The organism is Anaerofustis stercorihominis DSM 17244 (assembly GCF_000154825.1).
GTDB lineage: Bacteria > Bacillota > Clostridia > Eubacteriales > Anaerofustaceae > Anaerofustis > Anaerofustis stercorihominis.
In genome coordinates this window covers 225,458-247,520 of sequence record NZ_DS560019.1, presented here as the reverse complement: position 1 = coordinate 247,520, position 22,063 = coordinate 225,458, and the positions used below count along the sequence as shown (strand labels likewise).

Sequence of the window (22,063 nt, the reverse complement as noted above, 5' to 3'; positions counted from 1 at the left end):
TTTATGCTATTTATAAATATGTTTTTATCCACAGCAGGGGTGTATAAAGGAAGTACTTCAGTTGCCGCACTGATAGGAGTTATTATAACTTTTGTTATTATTTTATTCAGTGTCAGTGAAAAAATAGAAAAAATAGAGATAAATAAAAATTTGCTAATTTTATTATATATTATATCAGGATTTTTCTTGATTTCCGGAATATTACATAGAGTTATGGCATATATATTATGTTCTCTGATTTTTGCTGTTCTGTTTCCTGTTTTTTATATAATATTTAATAGTGAAAACGGATATAGCAAATTTTTATTAAGTTTTAATAATGGGATAAAATATAGTTTTATATTATTGATAATCGTTTCTGTATTTATCTCTCCTTTGACTTCCGGGCAGTATGCTTCATTCCTTGCAAATCCAAATGGACTGGGTGCTTATCTGACAATAGTTCTCCCTGCTTTATTATATTTATTTGAGGCAGCAGGAGATAAAACAAATAAGATTTTAAATATAATATTGATTGGGTGTGTATTTGCATTATCTGTATTTGTTAAATCTAGGACCACATATCTATCGTTTATATTTATCGGGGTTGTTTATATATTATATTTGTTTATAAATAGGATAAATATAAAAGAAATTTTATTTAGATTATTTAAAATAATATTATCTTCCGTTCTCGGGACTGTTATGTTATTTTCAATGCTTACATATGTAAATAATTTTATAATTAATATTGAAAAAAATGTATTTGGAAATGCATTTATAGTTACTTTTAATGATGAAGGTAAAAACGAGGGATTTATGACGCTTATTGAGCAATTGAACTCTGCTGCAGACAGAAGTAAAAAAGGCATAACAGATGATAATAATCTATCTTCCGGAAGATTTGAGATTTGGGGAAAGTATATTAATAATATAAATTTATTGGGGCATCCTGCAGGTAAATTAAAAGTTCCTTATCAGGGTGGATATATCGAAGCGAATTCCCATAATTCTTATTTACAAGTAGCTTATGCTGCTGGTATAATTGCTGGACTTAGTTTTTTTATTATGAATATTTTATTTTTAATATATTTACTAAGAATTATATTTAAAGGAATTAAAAATAGAAATTTAGATATTAAATACTTATTTATAGGTTCTATGCTGATAGGGTGCGAGATAACAATGGTCCTTTCATCAGTATATTATCCATATATAAGTGCAATATCAATAGTATATTATTTTGTAATAGGATTTATATATATTGAAAATATGGATTAATTACGTTATAATGTACAGTAAATTAATATTTTTAATAAATAAAAATATAATTGATTGGAGTGAATATAAATATGCTGGGTTTTTTTATATGTAATAATAAAGAATATAATTATAAATTAAATAATTATAATAATGAAAAATGTAAGTATGACTTGTTTAATAATAAAAAATATTATATAGCAAGAAACACTTTAAATAAATTTTTAGATGATAAGGTATTATTTGAAAATGATCAAATAATAGTTGTAACAGAAGGTATTCTGTTAAATAAACAAGAACTTTTAAAAAAATATAATAAAGATTCTTTATCCCAACTATTTGAAGTAATAACTTCTAACGATGAGTTTTTTAAAGAGTTTAGAGGTCCTTATTCCGGATGTATATATTATAAGTTAAAAGATGAATGGATCGTTTTTACTAATCATATTGGTGATAGCACCATATTCTATGGCAATATTAACGATTCTTTTTTTATTGGCTCTCAATTTAATTATGTATTAGATGCTTTTAATACATCTAATAATAAATTATCTTTGGATAAAAATGCAATATATTATATGATAACTTATGGATATATGCCGGATAACACTACATATGCAAAACAAATAAAAAGATTGGAACCTGGACAATATATAAAAATTAACAAAGATAAGATTTCAGTACATACATATCATAGATTAACTCATTTTTATAAAAAATATGAAAATATGTCAGAAAATCAGATTATTGATTTATTGGATAAAAAATTTCGTATAGCTGTTCAAAGAGAATTTGAAAAGGATATTGAATATAATTATAAACATTTTTGTGATTTGAGTGGTGGGCTTGATTCTAGAATGACTATTTGGGTTGCACATGATTTGGGATATAAAAATATGTTAATATCAAATTTTTGTCAGTCTAATTATTTGGATGAAGTTATAGCAAAGGAAATAGCATCTTATTTAAATGAAGAGATATTAGTAAAAACTTTAGATGACCATAAGTTTTTATATGATGTTGATCAAATAATAAAAATGAATTATGGTTTAAGTATTTATTCAGGGATATCAGGAGGCTTAAGATTACTTGATTGTCTGAATTTAGAATCATATGGGGTTGAACATACAGGGCAAGTCGGTGATGCAATAGTTGGGACTTTTTTAAAAGATGAATCAGAAATTAATGATAAAGAAATAAGTAAAGTTTATTCTGTAAAATTGGTAAATAGAATAGACTCTGAACAATTTAAAAATTATGAAGATAAAGAGATACAGCTTATGTATATTAGAGGATTTCATGGAGCTTTAAGCACGCATATGATAAGATCTAATTATACGATTGTAACGTCCCCGTTTTTAGATGTGGATTTTTTGGAATTTTGTTTGAGTATCCCTCTTAAGTATAGAATAAATCATAATATTTATTTTAAGTGGATATTAAAAAAATACCCTAAGGCTGCCGATTTTAAATGGGAAAATATAAATGCCAGAATTAATGAGCCAAAATTTATGAAAAAATACAAGGAAATCGTAAAAAGGGCTAAATTTAAATTAGCGAATACAATTGGAATCGGAAAAAACACTTGGGCAAAATACAATATGAATCCATTTAATTATTGGTATGATAATGATAAAAATGTGCAGAATTTCATAAATGGTTATTTTAACGAAGAAATCGTAAAATATGACTTTGATAAAGATCTTTATAATGATTTAATGTATTTATTTGAAAACGGAAATGCTTCTGAAAAAACTCAGATTTTAACAGCAATTGCTACTATAAAATATTATAATTTATTGTAAAGGAAATTAAAGTATGGCTGAAAGAAATATTTCTTCAGGAAATATTATAATCAATCTTATCTGGAAATTTATGGAACGTATCAGTGTACAAGCAATAAACCTGATCATACAAATATTGCTTGCAAGGAAATTGTTTCCGGAAGATTTTGCGGCAGTAGCTATTATTACTGTTTTTATTAATATTGCAACAATATTCGTTCAAAGCGGTTTCGGAACAGCTTTGATTCAAAAAGCGGAGATTGATGAACTTGACAGCTCTTCGATTTTTTATTTTAGTATCTCCGCTTCTTTTATCCTCTACATAATATTATTTTTCGTAGCTCCGTACGTTGCGGATTTTTATCATCAGGATATACTTAAAAATTTGCTTAGAGCCGAAGCCATAATATTGGTTTTCGGTGCCTTTAATACTGTTCAGCAGGCTATCTTAGCAAGAAATCTGGAATTTAAGAAGAATTTTAAGGCAAGTTTACTCGGCTGTATTGCGTCAGGCATAACTGGGGTCGGTCTTGCCTATGCGGGAGCCGGTATATGGGCGCTTGCTATTTCTACAATAGTTAATAATTTTGTTTTGACCGTAGTGCTTTGGTTTAGTGTAAGATGGAGACCAAAACTGATATTTTCATTGAAGCGAGTAAAAACGTTATTTTCATTCAGCTGGAAGCTTGTCTGTTCATCTTTAGTCAGTGTTATTTATACCAATGTAAGGACTCTGATTATAGGTAAAGCTTTTAAATCCGATACTCTCGGTTACTATAACAGAGGGGATATGCTCGGTTCCAGTCTTATGAACGGTCTTACCGGTGCTATAAATGCAGTTATGCTTCCTGTTTTATCAACTAAACAGGACAAAATAGATGAAATGAAAAAAATGCTCAGGAGGACGATGTCACTTAATTGTTTTGTGATATTTCCCGTAATGTTCGGTCTTGTTGCGGTATCAAAGCCGCTGATACTTATTTTATTTACGGATAAGTGGTTAAATGCAGTTCCTTTTATGCAGCTTGTTTGTATTGCATACGCATTTTATCCTATGCATTCCGCTAATCTTCAAGCCATAAATGCACTGGGAAGAAGTGATGTTGCACTTAAATTGGAAGTAATAAAACGCGTGATAGGTCTATGTTTGATTGGCTTAAGTTTTCCTTTTGGTGTATATGCTATTGTTGGGAGTGAAATATTGTTTTCTTTGGTTGCAACGATTGTCAACGGTTTCCCCAATAAGTATCTTATAAACTACTCTATAAAAGAACAATGGAGGGATATCATTCCTTATTTGATTTTGGCAGTTATAATGTCCATATTGGTCTATTCTTTAAGCTTAATACTTAATATCCCAAATATTTTATTATTGATAATACAGATTATAATAGGTATTATGATTTATATTGTAGGTTGTCATATATTAAAACTAGATGCGTATACATATATGCTTAATAAGATAAAATCTGTTTTGTCATCGAGGAAATAAAAGATATATCAGAAGATATATCTTTTTTATTTTCTTTCTGCATTTTCTTTTTTTGTAATAAAATGATATAATAGAATAAATATTTGAAAAAGGAGAATATTATGTCACTTGAGAGTAACAAAATAAAATCATTTTTATCTATAATGATATGTATTTTATTTGTTTTTTTTATGTGTTCATGTTCTTCTGATGAAGGAAATAATTCAGGCGGAGCCGAGGCAAAGACAGCTACCGTTGATAATAATAAAACTCCTTTTTATATATCCCATAAACCCAGTGCCGACGGTAAAAAAGTTTACGGAAATGATGAAGCCGAAATAGATGCTTCCAATATAAAAGACGGATATGTAATGGTCAAATACAAAGGCAAAACCGATAAGAGACTAAAAATTTTGGTAAATTCACCAAACGGTGAAAGCTGTAATTATGATTTGGAAGGTGACGGAAACTTTGAAACTATTTCATTTCCTCATGGCAGCGGGACTTATAATGTAGGAGTATATAAAAATATATCGGGAAATCAATACTCCACAGTTTATTCAACTGATTTGGATGTTGAAATAAAAGATAAATTCATGCCGTTTCTTCTTCCCAATGCATATGTAAAGTTTGATGAAAATGATGAAACCATAAAAGTTGCAAGTGATATAACAAAAGATGATAAGACTCAGCTTGAAATTATTGAAACCATATATAATTATGTAACTGATAAAATATCTTATGATAATGAACTCGCCGCAAAAGTTTTGAACGGCGAAACCAGCGGATATATACCAAATATAGATAGTGTTCTCGAAAGCGGTAAAGGTATTTGTTTTGACTATGCTGTTGTCATGACGGCAATGCTCAGAAGCCGGGATATACCGACTAAGCTTATAATAGGATACTCCGGAGAAGTATATCACGCATGGGTAAATGTATATTCCAAAGAAAGCGGAGAAATCGATAAGGTAATTAAATTTGACGGTAAAGATTATGTCCTGATGGACCCGACTTTTTCTTCTTCTTATAAAGATGAAGATGAGCTTCAGGAATATATAGGGGACGGAACAAAATATCAAGAAAAGTACGTATATTAAAGGAGAATGAATATGAATAAAAAATTAGTAACGGACAGATATATCTCATCTTTTTTGGAGCAGCTTTACTTACTTGTTAAGGCTGGTGTACCTTTAGATGAATCCATAGGTATGTTATCCAAAGGGGAGAGCAATAAGGAGAGTAAGGAACTATTAAATTCTCTTTTAAAAGATTTGCTTGAAGGAAAAGATTTACATACTGCAATCGATAATTCAAAAGTTTTTCCTCACTATATGACGAAGATGATAAAAGCAGGGGAGACAACAGGGCATTTGGAAGATACTCTAAAGTCCCTATACGAATATTATGACAGAATGGACAGACTCAATAACAGTATTAAAAACGCTGTTTTCTACCCTTCTATTCTGGCTGTTATGATGCTTGCGGTAATATTGGTTCTTATAACTAAGGTAATGCCGATATTCAGTGAAGTATATGAGCAAATGGGCAGTACATTGACAGGATTTTCACTTGCAATGCTCAATATAGGAAAGTTTTTAAATCAATATGCACTTCCTTTCATAATCATTGTTGCCGTTATAATAATTTTACTTATTTGGCTTTTAAAAAGTGAAAAAGGAAAAACTATACTTATTAGTAAGTTAAGAAAAAGTAATCTATACGGAGAAATCGTTAAGTCAAGATTTTCATCCGTAATGGCAATGGCTCTCGGAAGCGGGTTGGAAATAGATGAGGCTCTTGATTTATCAATGGAGACTACTAATGATATAGACATGGGAGAAAAGGTTAAGTCTCTAAAAGGAAGAATGTCAGAAGGCATGAGCTTTTCAGATGCTGTTAACGAAGTAAAACTTCTTTCTGAAATAGATGCAAGATTTTTAAGTGTAGGTGTAAAGACAGGTAGCGTAGATAAGGTAATGAAACAGATTGCCGACAGAAGCGAAGAGGAAGCGAAAGAGCATATAAACAGTTTGATAAGTAAAGTGGAACCAAGTCTTGTAATTGTTTTGGCTGTGATAACCGGAGCTATATTATTATCGGTGATGATACCTCTTGCAAATATAATTTCGCTTATAGGATAGGGATATGAAAAAGAGTATTTATAAAGAAAATGGGATATTTTCTCTTATAAAGTCCAATTTGTTTGGAATAATTTTATTTTTATTCATTTTTATATTTATCATTTCCGGGATAAATTCTCTTGGGAGTAAGAGTAAAGATGAAGAAATGAAAATAGCAAAAGACAGTATCAATAAAGCGATAGTCAGCTGTTATGCTATAGAAGGTAAATATCCTAAAGATTTTGATTATTTGGCTAAAAACTACGGAGTACATATCAATGAAGACAAATATAAAGTGAACTATCAGATATTTGCTTCAAATATTTTTCCTGATGTGACAATAATAGAAAGGTAAGTAGTATGAAAAATAATAATAATTCTCATACAATTCAAACTGCTATGGCACTTATTATGTTTTGCTTATTTTTAGTAAGCATTCTTTTGGTGTTGACCAGCGGTGTTAAATCTTACAGCTCTATTTCTTCTAAACTTTCCAGCAGATATGAAAGCAGGACCTGTCTTAATTATATATCTTCCAAAGTAAAGTATAATGATAAGGAAGATAGTATTGATATAAAAGATTTTAACGGTAGAAATGCATTATATATTAAAAATAAAATTGATGGAAAAGAATTTAATACTATTATTTATTATTATGATGGATACGTTAAGGAGCTGACTGCAGAAGAAGGTAAAAAATTGGGATTAAGCAGCGGTCAGGATATAGTGCCGATCAAAAGTATAGAATTTAAAAAATTAAAAAACAATCTATTGAAAATATATTGCATAGATAATAAGGGAGATAAAAAGGATATTTATATCTCCTTGAAATCCGAATACGGAGGTACCAACCATGGAAAATAAGAGGTCTAAATCCGTACTGTTTCTTATGGAACTTATTTTGATAATATTCTTTTTTTCTATATGCTCAAGTATTTGTCTTAAGGTTTTTGCCTCCGCAAAGACAATGTCTGATTACAGTGATAACCTAAACAATGCATGTGTTCTTGCACAGGACGGAGCTGAATGCTATAAGGCTTATAACGGAGATTTAAGTAAAGTTGCGGAAGAACTTGGCGGAAAAATTGATGATGATACTGTTGTCGTAAAGGGTGACTTGGATTTATATATTGTAGGAAACGAAGAAGAAGCAAATGTTTATGTAAATATGAGCGGAGAAAATGATATGAGTAAATCCTTATTTTCTTTAAAAGTAGGAAATGGGGGTAAATAATATGAAGAAAAGTAACAGCAATGAATATGGGATTAATATCGGAAGCAGTACCTTGATTATGATATTTGCTCTTCTGTGTCTTGTGGTCTTCTCTTTACTTGCATATAAAACTGCTTTAAATGAAAAGAACTTGGCTTTAAAAGTTTCAAATGAAACAAAAGCATATTATGAAGCCGATTATAAAGCAACAGAAATCAAAAATAAAATAGAAAATAATATAGCTAACGGTAAAAGCATTGCTTCCTTTGCGGATTATGAAAAGAATATAAATGGAATCAGCTATATCGGATATAGTGTTAAAATCGATGAAAATAAAAAGTTGGTTGTGGAGCTTAAACGCAGCGGAAATGATTTGAAGATTGTTAAATGGGCAGAAGTCAATGAAGCAAGTGAAGATTACAATAATAAACTTGACGTTTGGGGAGGAGAATTAGGTGATTAGTTTAAATGAACTTCTTAAAAGAGCCGTAGATGATAATGCTTCTGATGTATTTATCATTGCAGGAAGAGGACTTTCATATAAAGTCAACGGAGTTATAAAAGAAATAGACAGTGAAATAGTTATGCCTGATGTTTCAGAGAGTATGATAAGAGAAATCTTTGATATTGCGGATAGAAATATCGATAAGTATATTGAAACGGGGGATGATGATTTTTCCGTTACTATCAGGGGACTTTCTCGTTTCAGAGTCAGCGTTTACAGACAAAGAGGTTCTTTTGCCGCGGTCATTCGTATAGTTCCATTTGGTATACCTGATTACAAGAAGCTTGGTATCGGGGAAAATGTAATGGACGTAGTAAACAAGACAAAAGGGCTTATCCTCGTTACAGGGCCTGCAGGAGGCGGTAAATCCACTACTCTGGCTTGTATGATAGACAGGATAAACCATTCGAGAAATTCTCATATAATAACGCTTGAAGAACCAATAGAATATCTTCATAGAAATGATAAGTCAATAATTTCCCAAAGGGAAATCGAATTCGATACAATGGATTATGTATCTGCTTTAAGAGCTTCTTTAAGGCAGGCTCCTGATGTTATATTGGTTGGAGAAATGAGGGATTATGAGACTATAAGTACGGCGATGACTGCCGCAGAGACCGGTCACCTTGTTATATCCACTCTTCATACTTTGGGTGCCAGCAATACGGTTGATAGGATAATAGATGTTTTTCCCGCAAATCAGCAGCCACAAATCAGAGTTCAGCTAGCAATGCTACTTCAGGCAATCGTTTCTCAGCAGCTTGTTCCGACCGTAGACGGAGGACTGGTTCCCGTTTTTGAAATAATGTATGCAAATAATGCAATAAGAAATATGATAAGAGAAAGTAAGACTCATCAGCTGAATGCAACGATAGTTTCCAGTGCGTCCGAAGGTATGATAAGCATGGACAACAGTCTTTTGGAGCTTTATAAAAAAGGAGTTATATCAAAAGACGTAGCTATACGTTATGCACTTAATCCCGATAACTTATCAAAGCGAATAGAATTATAAACAAAAAACCTTATTCATTTTAGAATAAGGTTTTTTGTTTATTAGTTGTTAGGTTCCAGGGGGGAAATCGTAAATTTGATATCCAAATCCGGTTTTGCAATTTTCTTTTTAAAATCTCTGGCAATCCTTCCCGATACCATATCCGCATTTTCAAAGCTTGTTGACGGAAGCATTACTATATATTGACATAAACTGTATCTGGTAAATACGTCTCCTCTCCTAAGAGATTCTTGTATTGAAGAATGAAGTTTATCCATGTATTTATTCATGATATGCTGTTTGATAGGAGCTCCGTTTATATCTATTATTGTAAATAATGCCAAATTAATGGATACTCCGGTTCGTGCAATAGACCTTGCTTCTATCTGACATAACTCTTTGAATAAACCAAGCTCGCAGTAAAAAGCACCCTTGGAATAAGTCTTTTCCTTTAAATTTTCCTTGATGATATTTAGGTCTAACTCAACATTTTTAGTGGTATCCAATATTGTTTTATATAAACTCGTAAGTTTGTCTGAAAGATTTAGTCCGAACTGTTTATAAAATAAGTCTACTACATATTCGTAATGTTCCAATGCTTCTTTATTTTTTTCATTTTTTGCTAATGCATAAATCAAATGATAATGCAGATCTTCATCATATGGATCTATTATAACCGCTTTTTCACAAATTTCTGAAATAGACTGATAGTCATTTTTTTCTTTTAATATATTTATCATGTCATTTATCATGGTAATATACATATTTTGATAATATGTAGCTACCGGGACAGCCCATGACTCATATGCACTTTTAGGTAAAAAAGTTCCTTTATAAACATCAATTGCCTTAAAATAATATTCTAATTTTTCATCTTTGTTATCGGAGAATTTAGCTTTATCGATCAAGTTTTTAAATATCTCAATATCAATTTCAAAATCAAGATCATTATTCCAATGATATGATCCTCTAGAAAATTTAATCATATTTTTCCCTTCGGTATAACCTAAGCTGTCCAGAACATTTCTTGCTCTGTGTACCAAAGTTTTCAAATTGTTTGTCGGTGAAGAAAGATTTTCATCTTCCCACAGGACTTCGATCAATTCATTTTGAGATATTTCTTTTTCTCTAAAAGTAATAAGATACTCAAGTAATGACCATACTTTTTTAAACCTGCTCGTAGAGTCGTTCAATGTATTATCATTATATGAAATTGAAAATTCTCCCAGCATTTTAATTTTTAAATTATTATCCATAACTTATCTCCCAGAATAATTATACACTAAATCAGGTGGAAAAACAATGCTGAACAATTAATGTATAGTATTGCGATTTCTTTGAATCAGCCTATAAATATCAACTGTTTTCTGCTATCCTATTTGAATTTAAAGCTGTTTTTTTCTTTTATATAATTGTATATTTTTACTCAAGATAAGTAAATAAATTTTGATTATATTTCTAAAAAATATAATCAATAATACTATATAGTTACCCCATTAATATTATTTATAAAGTTTTATTATTATTTGTAATTTAAATATTATTTATCATAAGAAGGAGAAATCAGGAGGTTTATAGATTAATTATAAAATAAAGTATATATATTATAAAAATCCCTTTAATTTTTAGGTCTTTGAGATATTTTTATTTAGATATTGAGTTTTATGTTATAATAAAATATAAAATTATAATATGGAGATTACATAGTGGAAAAAATTGCGGTTTTAGGACCTAGGGGCACTTTCAGTGACAGTGCATCAATACAATATATAAAAAAATTTAATAATGATTTAGAACAAATTTATTATTCAACCATCGACGATGCTTTTCATAGTGTGGGATCAGAATGCGAAGTCGGGATTATACCCGTTGAAAATACTTTGGATGGCTATGTTCAAAGGACTTTGGATTTACTCCTTGAAATGAATGTTTATATAGAAAATGAAATAAGTATTCCCGTACAGTTCTCTTTGATCAGTAATACTAAAAATATCGAAGATATAAAAAAATTGTATGTTCAGTTCAAGACAAACGGACAATGCAGAAAATTTATTGATAGTTTGAATGATGTACAAATAATAACGACTGAGAGCAATATGGAATCTTTTGATAAAATAAAAGAAGGAAATATCGGTGAAGCCGCAATAATCCCCGGTCATATGCTTGAACATTCATCGGCACCGTTTAAGATTAAAAATGTAACCGATGCGATTAATAATCATACACGTTTTATAGTTGTAAGGGAGGGGGCGCTTAAAGTAGATATAGCTAATAATAAAGATATAAAAGTTCCCTTATATATAATGCCTGATAATGACCGTCCCGGAATACTATTTGATATACTAAAAGAATTTTCTTTAAATAAAATAAATCTTGTTTCAATAATGTCAAGACCAACAAAACTGGATATGGGAACATATAATTTTTATTTGGAAATAAACGGAGATTTCAAACAAAAGGAAAAAATCATTAATACTATAAACAAGATAAAAGAGGATTATAAAATAAAGATTTTGGGATTTTATTCTGTTAATTAAAAGACTATTATAATAGTCTTTTTTATTTGCAAAAAATTACCAGTAATAAAATAATTTAATTATTTGATTTTAAATTTGATATGTTACTCATATGTAACTAGGCGATGATATTATAACTATAAAATAAAGATTAAATCTATTACTAATGTGTATTTATATAGATTGTGGAGGATACTATGAAAAGGTTAAAGAGAATATTAAGCTTATTGCTTATTTCATTAATGATATTAGGTACTATCCCTGCAAATGTTTTTGCTAAAGAGATAGAAAGTAAAAATGATAAAACCGTAAGTATTTCTTATGAAAAAGGATGGGACGAAGGAGTTACCGGAGAGGTCCCTGAAACTCATAAGTATAATGTCGGAGAAACCATAAGTATAAGAACGGGTACGCTTAAAAGACTTAATTATAAGTTTGCAGGCTGGAAGTACAGTAATTCGTCAACGAACTGGACTGAAAAAGTAGTAAAAGCAGGTTCTGATTTTGTCGTTCCGGATGTTGATACTGTATTCAGACCGGTATGGGAAAAAGAACCTTATAAGATAAAAATTGCATATCATTATGAAAATGATAAAGTTGCAAATGAAGTGACATATAAGCCTAGTAATCATGTTGTTGAGAGTTATACAACTCCATTTAATGTAGATGTTTATAACAATCATAAGGCTGTACGAAGCGGTTATACATTTGCAGGATGGTTCGTAAACAGTAAAGACGGAAGAGATTATGAAAAATCAGAAGGAATTCCCAATGGGGACGGCAGATATTATGAAAACAGAGCCGAAGCAGTTATCAATCCATGGGTGATAGAAACGAATAATGGAGTCCTTGATTTATATGCAGGCTGGATAAAGGATGGTAAAAATACTGAGGACGTAAACAAACCTGATGAAGAAAAAAAGGATTATACTCTAGAATATTGGACAAATAATGGAAATGGATTGTTTACTAAAATAACTCAAAAAGAGGGTAACGTAAATATAATAAATGAAGTTCCCAAAGCTAAAGTTGGATTCGAATTTAAAGAGTGGAATACAAAATCTAACGGAAGCGGCGTGTCTTATAAGCCTGGTGATAATTATGAGCTAAAAGAAAACTCAAAGTTATATGCTATTTGGCAATCAAGCGGTGCTGCAAACTTCTATGTTTTAAAGAATACCGCTAATGTACCGGGCAGTGCTTCTCCCGATAAACCTTCAAATTATAAATACGTAGGAGCGGGAAAAATAAATAAATCCATCAGTAAGTCTATATACGATAATACCAGTGAAAACGGTGTTGACAGGGATGGTAATCTGGTACAAATCCCTAGTATGGAAGCTCAGAAAAAAGCATTGATAGCAGCCGGATACAGTGAAAAAGATATAGATAACGGCAAGATATCTATAAGATGGTATGTAATTAAATATGACGGTACTGACGGATGGCATGTAGATGGTGTCGCATATGATACTACCACTTATCATAAAGTTGTCTTTATTAATGAATATGATAATTCTATAAAAGATAATATATTTGAAGGATATGATCATGTCGTTAAATCCTATCCGAAAGTAGAAGATAATACCGGAGTGGATAAACCTGAAGTTAATCCCTATGAAGAAGGTTACGAATTTGATGGATGGTATTACAAAGACGATATAAAACTTCAAGATCATGAACTTAAATGGGTAAATAAGGATATAGTAGTATATGCGAAATTTAAAAAGATCAAATCAAAATATGTTATAAAGTACATTGATGTTGATACTAAAAAAGAGATAAAAAATAAAGAGACCTTGACAGCAGACTATGGCAGTACTCTTAATGTAAATGCTAAAGCCAAGGGGGTTATAAAGGGATATACATTAGTAGAAAATAATTCCGATTATCCTATAGTTATTAATGAAATCTTAAAAAATGATGGCAGCGATAAAAATGCAAAGGTAATAACATTTGCATATAAGGCTAACGAGCATGCGGTAAGTTACGATGCTAATCCTCCTTATGAAGGTGCTGTAGTTAACAATGAAGATAAATTACCTGAGGCAACTTTATATAAATATAATACCAGTGTAGAAGTTTCGGATTCCAAGGGTATCGACGTTAAAGGATATACTTTTGATGGCTGGACGGTAAAAGGACTTGAAAATATAACTGATATTGATGTAAACGCTAAGTTTACAATGCCTGATAATAATGTTACTCTTTTAGCAAAATGGAAAGTTAATCAATATTCTGTAAATTATGATGCTAATGTTCCTAATGGTGGCATTTTGGAAGGTATGCTCACTGAAGATAAAAAATATGATTTTAATTCAGATGTTGAAGTTAACGGTGGTAATATAAGTGTTAAAGGTTATACTCTTCAAGGATATTATGATAAGTATAATAATAGATATTCCGATGGAACACATTTCAATATGCCTGCTGAAGATATTACTTTAACCGCAGAATGGAAAGCAAATGATTATCCATATGTAGTTCATTATGTAGATACTGAAGGAAATAAATTAGTTAAAGACAAATATGAAAATAAAAAGTATGGAGAAACAGTTACCGAAAATGCAATAGATATAAAAGGTTATCATATACAGGGAAATGATCAGCAAAGTATAACTATGGATACCGAAAATAATGAAATAACCTTTGTATATGAAAAGAATAGTTATGATTATATCGTTCATTATGTTGATATTGACGGAAATAAGTTAGTTGATGATAAAAAAGGTAACGCCGAGTATAAAGATAAAGTAGTGGAAAAAGCGTTAGATATAAAAGGCTACAGTGTCCAAGGCAGTGATGAACAAAAGATAGATATAGATGTTGAAAATAATGAAATAACTTTTGTTTATAATAAAAATATCTATGAATACAGAGTGTATTATGTAGATAGAAATAACAATAGATTATATAATGATAAAATCATGAAAGCTGCTTTCGGAGATAAGGTAAGTGAAAAAGCAGTTAATATAAATGGTTATAAATTGGTAAGCAGTAATACACAGTCAATAGTAATGGATACTGAAAATAATATAATAGTATTTGTTTATGATAAAGAAGAGGAAAATAATCTGGTAATTCCGACTCCTACAAATCCAACAAGACCAACCACACCTCAATCGACACCTCCCGCAACAACCGGGACAGGTACGACTACAGTTAACGGGGGCGGAGCACCTGCAGCGGCTCCGGCAGCACCTGCTGCAAATGCACCGACAACCAATAATCCTGCAACGACGATAAATGACGCCGTAACGCCTCTCGATAACGGAGGGACCGTAAATATTCCGGACGAAAAAGTTCCTTTGGCAGAAGGCGGAGCAAGCTGGGCATTGATAAATCTATTATGCACTATTTTCTCTTTGATATCAGGATTAGTACTTCTAATATTTGCCAGAAAGAAAAAGGAAGAATATTACGCAGAGGAATATTATGAAACTGAATACGCCGATGCGGACGAATATTTGGAAGAAAAGAAAAAGAGAAGATTATTTACAAAGATTTTAGCAGCTGTTGACGGAATAATAGCACTTATCGTATTTATACTAACGGAAGATATGAGTTTACCAATGGCTCTTATAGATAAGTGGACTATATTCATGGTAGTATTTGCATTGATATCCGGAGTAACATTAGTAATGGGATATAAAAATGCAAAGGAAGAAGCTGAAGAAGAAACAGCCGAAGCTTAAGTGTAAATAGCAAAAGATGGATATTATAAAAAAGACCTTGATTTTAAGGTCTTTTTTTATTAAAATTATAAATTATAAGAAAAACTCTCATTTTAAATTTCAATTGTAACTGGTATGTAACTGAATTATGATATTATACTAATATAAAAGAAGTAATACTAAGAAAGAGGGTTTTTGATATGGCACTAACACCTACAAAATTTATTCCCAACGAAATGAAAACAAGTATTGTTAAAATTTATAATTATGATAATAATAATTTGATTGGAACTTTATATAATCCATATTTAAAGGTTGAAAAAAAGTTTTTATCCACATTTAACTTATTAAACTTAATAGAACAAACTATGGATGATATGGACTATCCTCAGGCAATCAATGAATGCAGGACTTTTGTAGATAATAAGGAAAATAAAGAAGAACTGTCTATAGAAGAACTTAAAGAAAAGGAAATTTTGGCAACTTTTAATATCAAAGTTTTATTTAGACAAAATGCTACATGGCAAGGTTCTATCGTTTGGGTAGAGGATAATACGGTGAGCCAGTTCAGAAGCGTTTACGAATTATTGGTATTGATGGATAGTGTTCTTAAATAATAAACTTATACAAATCAAAATTTTATAATCTTTAAAGAGAAAAACCTATGAGGTATTTTACTTAATAGGTTTTTTCCTTATCGGGGAAGGAAATGAAATGGAGAATGCATTAAGCTTATTGCCTGTTGGTGTTTTAAAAGTCGCTGTTATAGATGAACATACCATAAAATTTGAAGAAGGAAACGATAATTTTTATGATATTGTATCTATAAATAAAGAAGCAATAAGTAACACAGAGATAAAAAATGTTATATTTGAATTATGCGGAGAAGAAATATTCAATAAAGAAAAAGATGCTATTTTTAATGCTCTTAAATTTAAGGAAGAATATTCCAGTGAATTTGAAGTTAGATTAAAAGGTAATAATGAAAAATGGGTTTTAGTCAGGCTAAAACTCGCATACGAAGAAAATGGTCCAAAGATCATTTTTGTTTTGGTAGATATAAATAAACAAAAGCAGGTTGTCAATAGACTCGTATCTAAAATTGAGACATCAAAATTGATAGATTCTATTTCTAAAGATGTACAATTTGAATATGATTGTTTTTTTGACACCATAACTATCCCTTTCGATGAGGCTCAGGAAAAAGATATTCCTGCTGTTACTTCTGATTTTATAAAATATAATATCGATAGGCATGTTCATCCGGATTATATAACTAAATTTAAAAATATTTTTGAAGGCAGAAGTAAAAGTGATAAAGGAAGTTTTGAATATAGAGGAAGCAGATTAAATAATTCCGAATTTTTTTGGCTTAAAATGAGTTACTTTTATTTAAGGGATGACAATAAAAAATTAAATAAAATAATTGGCAGGTTTTCAGTTATAGAAAGTGAAAAGCAAGCCAGGATAAAGCTTGAAAAGCAATTAAGCCTCGATCCTCTGACAGGTATTTTGAATAAAGTTGCCAGTGAATCTATTATAAAAGAACTTATTGAGAATTCAAATGATAAAGAAAATAAACATGGATTATTGGTAATAGATGTAGATGACTTTAAAAACATCAATGATTCTTACGGACATAAAAAAGGTGACAGCGTAATAACGCTGATTGCGAAAATACTGGATAATACTTTTCGTTCTACAGATACCATAGGAAGGATAGGCGGGGATGAATTTATTGTTTTTCTAAAGAATGCAGATAACGACATTATAATAAGAAAAGGAAACGAACTAAAAGATAAATTAATGAACGATCCTTTCCCTATAAGTGTCAGTATTGGAATAAGTATATATCCCAATGACGGTAAGGATTATATAGCATTATTTTCAAAAGCGGATATTGCAATGTATCAGGCTAAATTAAATAAAAATGAAAAGGTGATTTGTTATAGCGGCAATGAACCTAAAAGAGAAGAAAATAGGGAAAAGATAAAAAAAGAAATTAAAAAAAGAGAAAGTATTTTAATTGTAGATGATGAAGAATTAAACAGAGAAATTCTAAAAATAGCCCTTGAGGATGAATATAATATATTAATGGCTGCTGACGGTGAGGAAGCTTTAAAAGTATTGGAAGAGAATAAAAATAAGGTAGTGCTTATTTTACTTGATATAGTCATGCCTAAAATGGATGGGGTTCAATTTTTAACTATACTTCGTAATGAGCTCAATGAAAAAGATATACCTGTTATAGTTATTTCAGCAGGTGTTTCTGAAAATATGAACGATATGATCTATCAAATAGGTGTTGAGGATATAATGAGAAAGCCTTTTGATAATTTTGAAGTTAAGAATAGAGCCAAGAACTTAATTGACTTATTTAAATATCGTAATCATTTAGTCAATTTAGTTGATGAGCAAAAGAAAAAAATAGACAGACAGATGAAATCTCTTCAGGAAAGCCAGTCAAGGATATTATCCAATTTGAGTACTTTAATTGAATTCAGAAGTTTGAAAAGCGGGGGACATGTAAACAGAATAAAAAAATATGTTAATATTTTATTAAAAGCACTTGTAAAAATAAACAATTCAAAGTACGATATTAGTAAAGAAGAAATAGATGTAATAACGGAAGCAGCGGCACTTCATGATTTGGGTAAAATAGCAGTCCCGGATAATATAATTAAAAAGGGTTCGATTTTAAATTATGAAGAAAATGAGATAATGAAGACACATACTATTCAAGGTGCTAAATTTTTATCAAAAATTTTAGAAACGAAAGATGAGTATTATATAGCAAGCAGAGATATAGCATTGTATCACCATGAAAGATATGACGGGAAAGGATACCCTTATGGTTTAAAAGGGGATAATATTCCAGTGTCTGCTCAAGTAGTCGGGCTAATAGATGTTTATGATGCGCTTACTATGGGAACTCCTAACGGAAATCCTATTTCTCATTCAAAAGCTTCTGAAATGATAATAAACGGAAAATGCGGGGCTTTTTCGGATGATTTGATATCAGCATTTATTGCAGTATTGGATCAATTCGAAAAGGTAGACAAAAGTAAAAGTTAAGCGAGAGGATGTATAAGTTATGAATGGTGTTTTAAATGAATTGAATGAAAATGGCGTAGATATTAAATCCGTCATTGAAAGATTTGCCGGAAATGAAGGGCTTTGTACGAAATTTATACTTAAATTTGTGGATGATAAGAGCTTTAATGAGGCAAAAGAAGCTTTAAACGAAAAGGATTTTGAGAAGGTATTAGTTGGCGTACATACATTAAAAGGTGTAAGTGCTAATTTAGGTATGACTGATTTATATAAAGAATGTGATAATGTAGTAATAAAAATCAGAGCCAATGATCATGAAATTGAAAAAGATATGCAAAAGATAGAAGATGAATATGACAGGATTGTAAATATAATAAAGAAATATAAATAAAAAAGACCAATAAGGTCTTTTTTATTATTTTGGCACAAATATTTACTGCACTGCACTAGATATCTTAATACGAATATCACAAGTACTCGCTTATTCTTTATTGTCTGTTAATATTTCAATTGCTTTTTTGTATTTTTCATATCTTTTGATATCTTCACTTGTTATTTTATCGAGTCTTGATAAGTCCATATTATGTTTTAAATCCAGTATTTTTATTTTTCTTGCAAGGTTATTTTTCTTTATCCTGCTGATATAATAAAAATAATCCTCATTATTTCTTGTTAAAGTATCGACAGCTTCAACTATATTAGTATTAAACCCTGCATTTATTAAGTCTTTTTTTGTAAGGTCACTATCTTCCAGCGTATCATGCAAAAGTGCGGTAATGATTTCATCTTCATCATTTAATTTACTTGCTATATAAAAAGGATGCATTATATATGCCATGTCTCCTTTATCTGTTTGTCCTTCATGTGCACTGAAAGCTAAATTAATAGCTTTTTTTATCATAGCTGAATTTATATCCATATGCTTTACCTTCAATATGATTTTTTTATTATTTCATATTATAACTTTAAATCGTAATAAAGTATATATATTGACAAGGTTCTAACATTATTTTTTTAATTGCATATAATAAACAGATGTGATAGACTTTTCTTTGGTTATTACATTATATTTTATAGCAAGTATCAAACTAGGAGGAATATTAATGAAATTTGCAAAAAGGATGGATATGTTCACAGAAGGGATTTTTTCTAAACTTGCTAATTTAAAAGAAGAAAAAATAAAGGAAGGGATGCATGTAGTTGACTTGAGTGTAGGTACACCCAATATACCTCCTGCAAAGCATATTATTGATGCTTTGACCAAACAGGCTAAGGATATAAACAGCTATTTGTATCCGTTGAATGATAAAGAGGATTTAAAAGAGTCAGTGGCAAAGTGGTATAAAAATCGTTACGGAGTTGATTTGGACCCTGATACGGAAGTTCAGTCTTTGCTTGGTTCACAAGAGGGACTTGCTCATATCTCGTTTTCCGTTGTTGATACGGGAGATGTTGTTCTAGTTCCCGACCCATGTTATCCTGTCTTTGCTGACGGACCTAAGCTTGCTGGGGCGGAGCTATATTATATGCCTCAAAGAGAAGAGAACGGATATGTTATCAATCTCGATGATATAACAGAAGATATAAGACAAAAAGCTAAATTGATGATAGTATCTTATCCAAATAATCCTACGACTGCAATGGCACCGGACAGCTTTTACAAGGATTTAATAGACTTTGCCAAAAAATATGATATTATCGTACTTCACGATAATGCGTACAGCGATTTGGTGTTTGACGGTAAAGAATGCGGAAGCTTTTTAAGGTTTGAAGGTGCTAAAGACGTTGGAGTTGAATTTAACTCTCTTTCAAAGACTTATGGACTGGCGGGAGCAAGAGTAGGGTTTTGTGTAGGTAATAAAGACGTGGTAAGTAACTTAAGCAAACTGAAATCAAACATGGATTACGGTATGTTCCTTCCCGTCCAAAAAGCTGCCGTAGCTGCCATAACGGGAGATCAGTCTTGCGTTGAGGTTACGAGAAAGGCATATGAAAAGAGAAGAAATATACTTTGTGACGGGCTTAGCGGTATAGGCTGGGATATAAAAAGATGTTCTTCAACAATGTTTGTTTGGGCTAAAATACCTAAAAAATATACTTCTTCGGAAAAATTCTGTTTTGACCTGTTAGATAGAACCGGAGTATTGGTCACACCGGGAAGTGCATTCGGACCTTCAGGAGAAGGCTATGTAAGGATGGCTCTTGTTCAGGACGAAGAGGAAATAATAAAGGCCATCGAAAGTATAGATAAATCAAACATTTTAAAATAAATAAGGCTCGGTTTGACCGAGCTTTTTTGATTTGGATAAATACTTATTTTTATTAAATCAAATTAAATTATTTTAAATATCAAATTTTAGTGATATAATATAAAATATTTTATATGGAGGCATTATGTATAACAGCGGACTTATATTGGAAGGCGGCGGAATGAGAGGTATCTATACTGCCGGTGTACTTGACTTTTTTATTGATAAAGATATTTATTTTAAAAATAACTATGGAGTTTCTGCGGGGATATGCCATGCATGTTCTTATTTAGCCAAACAACGAAACAGAGCTTACAGAGTAAATGTAGATTATCTTGATGATAAACGATATGCAAGCTTTTACAGTTTGATTACTACCGGGGATTATTTCGGTGCGGATATGTTATATAATATAATCCCAAATGAATTATATCCTTTTGATTTTAAGACTTATGATGAATTTGAAGGTAGTTTATATGCGGTCGTTACCAATATAGAAACGGGAAAAGCGGAATATATAAAGCTTAATGATATGAATGAAGATATCATATATGTAAGAGCTTCCAGTTCACTTCCTCTTTTATCAAGGAATGTACCTATTAACGGAAAAGAATATTTAGACGGAGGTATTTCCGATTCTATCCCGATTAGAAAATCCATTGAAGACGGTAATAAAAAAAATGTTGTAGTTCTTACTCAGCCTGAGGGATATCAAAAAAGTAAAAATAAACTGCTTCCTATGATAAAAATAAAGTATAGAAAGTATCCTGATTTTGTAAATGCTACAGCTAAGCGACATATTAATTATAATGAATCTCTCGGTATAATAGATGAAGAAGTAAATAAGGGAAGTGCATTTGTTATAAGACCCAGCGAAAATATGAATATAGGAAGACTGGAAAAAGACAGGGATAAACTGAAAGCACTGTATGATTTGGGTTATAAAGACGCGAAAAACAGTTATGATGATTTAATTGGTTTCTTGTCAAATTAGGCTACTCATTTATAGCTTTTTATTTATTTTAATACATATTTAATTATTGTTAATAGATTATTAAATCTTGTTAATAAATAAGAAATTATTTTTAATACTATCTTAAACGAGGCTTCAAGATTAAATTTAATAAAAAATATATAATAATATCAAATTTAGTAATTAATATTAAATTTGATATTTTTTTATAAATAAAATCTTTGCAAAGTATTTGATTTAGTTTTAAAAAATGATTTTAGGAAGTGATAAA

The 22,063-nt window shown here is 30.5% G+C and carries 19 protein-coding genes; 17 read left to right on the top strand and 2 right to left on the bottom strand.

The annotated features are described in order from the left end of the window. Window positions 1–3: 3 nt before the first annotated feature. From ANASTE_RS05825 to ANASTE_RS05780, 10 genes are all read left to right on the top strand, one after another. Window positions 4–1,260: an O-antigen ligase family protein gene (locus ANASTE_RS05825; RefSeq protein ID WP_198004103.1), complete on the top strand. Its 1,257-nt coding sequence runs from the start codon at window positions 4–6 to the stop codon at window positions 1,258–1,260. Between the two features lie 71 nt (window positions 1,261–1,331). After that, window positions 1,332–3,044: an asparagine synthetase B family protein gene (locus tag ANASTE_RS05820; RefSeq protein ID WP_007050050.1), complete on the top strand. Its 1,713-nt coding sequence runs from the start codon at window positions 1,332–1,334 to the stop codon at window positions 3,042–3,044. A gap of 13 nt (window positions 3,045–3,057) precedes the next feature. Then, entirely contained in the window at window positions 3,058–4,515 is a 1,458-nt protein-coding gene (locus ANASTE_RS05815; protein WP_007050049.1) for a lipopolysaccharide biosynthesis protein, read from the top strand. A 101-nt stretch (window positions 4,516–4,616) separates the two neighbouring features. Continuing rightward, complete coding sequence (locus tag ANASTE_RS05810; protein WP_007050048.1) at window positions 4,617–5,594, top strand: transglutaminase-like domain-containing protein; 978 nt, start codon at window positions 4,617–4,619, stop codon at window positions 5,592–5,594. 12 nt (window positions 5,595–5,606) lie between these two features. Next, window positions 5,607–6,638, top strand: coding sequence for a type II secretion system F family protein (locus tag ANASTE_RS05805; RefSeq protein ID WP_039945221.1), 1,032 nt, complete (start codon window positions 5,607–5,609; stop codon window positions 6,636–6,638). Window positions 6,639–6,642: 4 nt separating this feature from the next. Next, on the top strand, window positions 6,643–6,972 hold the full coding sequence (locus ANASTE_RS05800) for a hypothetical protein (RefSeq protein ID WP_007050046.1): 330 nt from the start codon (window positions 6,643–6,645) through the stop codon (window positions 6,970–6,972). Window positions 6,973–6,977: 5 nt separating this feature from the next. Then, complete coding sequence (locus ANASTE_RS05795) at window positions 6,978–7,481, top strand: DUF4860 domain-containing protein (RefSeq protein ID WP_007050045.1); 504 nt, start codon at window positions 6,978–6,980, stop codon at window positions 7,479–7,481. Continuing rightward, window positions 7,471–7,851, top strand: coding sequence for a hypothetical protein (locus ANASTE_RS11390; RefSeq protein WP_007050044.1), 381 nt, complete (start codon window positions 7,471–7,473; stop codon window positions 7,849–7,851). Before ANASTE_RS05795 ends, ANASTE_RS11390 begins: the two co-directional genes overlap by 11 nt. Window position 7,852: 1 nt before the next feature. Then, a complete protein-coding gene (locus ANASTE_RS11385) occupies window positions 7,853–8,293 on the top strand; it encodes a hypothetical protein (RefSeq protein WP_052294598.1) in 441 nt (146 codons plus the stop codon). Continuing rightward, complete coding sequence (locus tag ANASTE_RS05780) at window positions 8,289–9,347, top strand: type IV pilus twitching motility protein PilT (protein WP_039945675.1); 1,059 nt, start codon at window positions 8,289–8,291, stop codon at window positions 9,345–9,347. The genes ANASTE_RS11385 and ANASTE_RS05780 overlap by 5 nt, the downstream gene beginning before the upstream one ends. 41 nt (window positions 9,348–9,388) lie before the next feature. Here the strand turns inward: ANASTE_RS05780 and ANASTE_RS05775 are convergent, their stop codons facing one another. Further along, window positions 9,389–10,582, bottom strand: a complete 1,194-nt coding sequence (locus tag ANASTE_RS05775; protein WP_007050041.1) for an AfsR/SARP family transcriptional regulator — start codon at window positions 10,580–10,582, stop codon at window positions 9,389–9,391. 450 nt (window positions 10,583–11,032) lie between these two features. Between ANASTE_RS05775 and ANASTE_RS05770 the strand changes: the two genes are divergently transcribed. The 5 genes from ANASTE_RS05770 (at window position 11,033) to ANASTE_RS05750 (ending at window position 18,961) form a co-directional block, all read left to right on the top strand. Continuing rightward, window positions 11,033–11,863, top strand: a complete 831-nt coding sequence (locus tag ANASTE_RS05770) for a prephenate dehydratase (protein ID WP_007050040.1) — start codon at window positions 11,033–11,035, stop codon at window positions 11,861–11,863. A 176-nt stretch (window positions 11,864–12,039) separates the two neighbouring features. Next, window positions 12,040–15,537 carry an FILTED domain-containing surface protein gene (locus ANASTE_RS05765; protein WP_039945217.1) on the top strand — a complete coding sequence of 1,166 codons (3,498 nt, stop codon included), beginning with the start codon at window positions 12,040–12,042 and terminating at the stop codon, window positions 15,535–15,537. Between the two features lie 179 nt (window positions 15,538–15,716). Beyond that, window positions 15,717–16,133 (top strand): hypothetical protein, encoded by a 417-nt coding sequence (locus tag ANASTE_RS05760; RefSeq protein ID WP_007050038.1) that lies wholly within the window; start codon window positions 15,717–15,719, stop codon window positions 16,131–16,133. Window positions 16,134–16,230: 97 nt separating this feature from the next. Beyond that, window positions 16,231–18,591, top strand: a complete 2,361-nt coding sequence (locus ANASTE_RS11380) for a bifunctional diguanylate cyclase/phosphohydrolase (RefSeq protein ID WP_007050037.1) — start codon at window positions 16,231–16,233, stop codon at window positions 18,589–18,591. A 19-nt stretch (window positions 18,592–18,610) separates the two neighbouring features. Beyond that, window positions 18,611–18,961, top strand: a complete 351-nt coding sequence (locus tag ANASTE_RS05750; RefSeq protein WP_007050036.1) for an Hpt domain-containing protein — start codon at window positions 18,611–18,613, stop codon at window positions 18,959–18,961. Window positions 18,962–19,051: 90 nt separating this feature from the next. On the opposite strand, the gene ANASTE_RS05745 is transcribed toward ANASTE_RS05750, so the two are convergent. Next, window positions 19,052–19,489 (bottom strand): HD domain-containing protein, encoded by a 438-nt coding sequence (locus ANASTE_RS05745; RefSeq protein ID WP_007050035.1) that lies wholly within the window; start codon window positions 19,487–19,489, stop codon window positions 19,052–19,054. A 184-nt stretch (window positions 19,490–19,673) separates the two neighbouring features. Between ANASTE_RS05745 and ANASTE_RS05740 the strand changes: the two genes are divergently transcribed. Then, window positions 19,674–20,840, top strand: coding sequence for an aminotransferase class I/II-fold pyridoxal phosphate-dependent enzyme (locus ANASTE_RS05740; protein ID WP_039945214.1), 1,167 nt, complete (start codon window positions 19,674–19,676; stop codon window positions 20,838–20,840). Window positions 20,841–20,964: 124 nt separating this feature from the next. Further along, on the top strand, window positions 20,965–21,813 hold the full coding sequence (locus ANASTE_RS05735) for a patatin-like phospholipase family protein (protein WP_007050033.1): 849 nt from the start codon (window positions 20,965–20,967) through the stop codon (window positions 21,811–21,813). Window positions 21,814–22,063: the final 250 nt, after the last annotated feature.

What these genes read in the sequence shown, in the direction of transcription:
- ANASTE_RS05825 (WP_198004103.1), top strand. Translation starts at nt 4, where the DNA reads ATGCTATTTATAAATATGTTTTTATCCACAGCAGGGGTGTATAAAGGA.
- ANASTE_RS05820 (WP_007050050.1), top strand. Translation starts at nt 1,332, where the DNA reads ATGCTGGGTTTTTTTATATGTAATAATAAAGAATATAATTATAAATTA.
- ANASTE_RS05815 (WP_007050049.1), top strand. Translation starts at nt 3,058, where the DNA reads ATGGCTGAAAGAAATATTTCTTCAGGAAATATTATAATCAATCTTATC.
- ANASTE_RS05810 (WP_007050048.1), top strand. Translation starts at nt 4,617, where the DNA reads ATGTCACTTGAGAGTAACAAAATAAAATCATTTTTATCTATAATGATA.
- ANASTE_RS05805 (WP_039945221.1), top strand. Translation starts at nt 5,607, where the DNA reads ATGAATAAAAAATTAGTAACGGACAGATATATCTCATCTTTTTTGGAG.
- ANASTE_RS05800 (WP_007050046.1), top strand. Translation starts at nt 6,643, where the DNA reads ATGAAAAAGAGTATTTATAAAGAAAATGGGATATTTTCTCTTATAAAG.
- ANASTE_RS05795 (WP_007050045.1), top strand. Translation starts at nt 6,978, where the DNA reads ATGAAAAATAATAATAATTCTCATACAATTCAAACTGCTATGGCACTT.
- ANASTE_RS11390 (WP_007050044.1), top strand. Translation starts at nt 7,471, where the DNA reads ATGGAAAATAAGAGGTCTAAATCCGTACTGTTTCTTATGGAACTTATT.
- ANASTE_RS11385 (WP_052294598.1), top strand. Translation starts at nt 7,853, where the DNA reads ATGAAGAAAAGTAACAGCAATGAATATGGGATTAATATCGGAAGCAGT.
- ANASTE_RS05775 (WP_007050041.1), bottom strand. Translation starts at nt 10,582, where the DNA reads ATGGATAATAATTTAAAAATTAAAATGCTGGGAGAATTTTCAATTTCA.
- ANASTE_RS05765 (WP_039945217.1), top strand. Translation starts at nt 12,040, where the DNA reads ATGAAAAGGTTAAAGAGAATATTAAGCTTATTGCTTATTTCATTAATG.
- ANASTE_RS05760 (WP_007050038.1), top strand. Translation starts at nt 15,717, where the DNA reads ATGGCACTAACACCTACAAAATTTATTCCCAACGAAATGAAAACAAGT.
- ANASTE_RS11380 (WP_007050037.1), top strand. Translation starts at nt 16,231, where the DNA reads ATGGAGAATGCATTAAGCTTATTGCCTGTTGGTGTTTTAAAAGTCGCT.
- ANASTE_RS05750 (WP_007050036.1), top strand. Translation starts at nt 18,611, where the DNA reads ATGAATGGTGTTTTAAATGAATTGAATGAAAATGGCGTAGATATTAAA.
- ANASTE_RS05745 (WP_007050035.1), bottom strand. Translation starts at nt 19,489, where the DNA reads ATGGATATAAATTCAGCTATGATAAAAAAAGCTATTAATTTAGCTTTC.
- ANASTE_RS05740 (WP_039945214.1), top strand. Translation starts at nt 19,674, where the DNA reads ATGAAATTTGCAAAAAGGATGGATATGTTCACAGAAGGGATTTTTTCT.
- ANASTE_RS05735 (WP_007050033.1), top strand. Translation starts at nt 20,965, where the DNA reads ATGTATAACAGCGGACTTATATTGGAAGGCGGCGGAATGAGAGGTATC.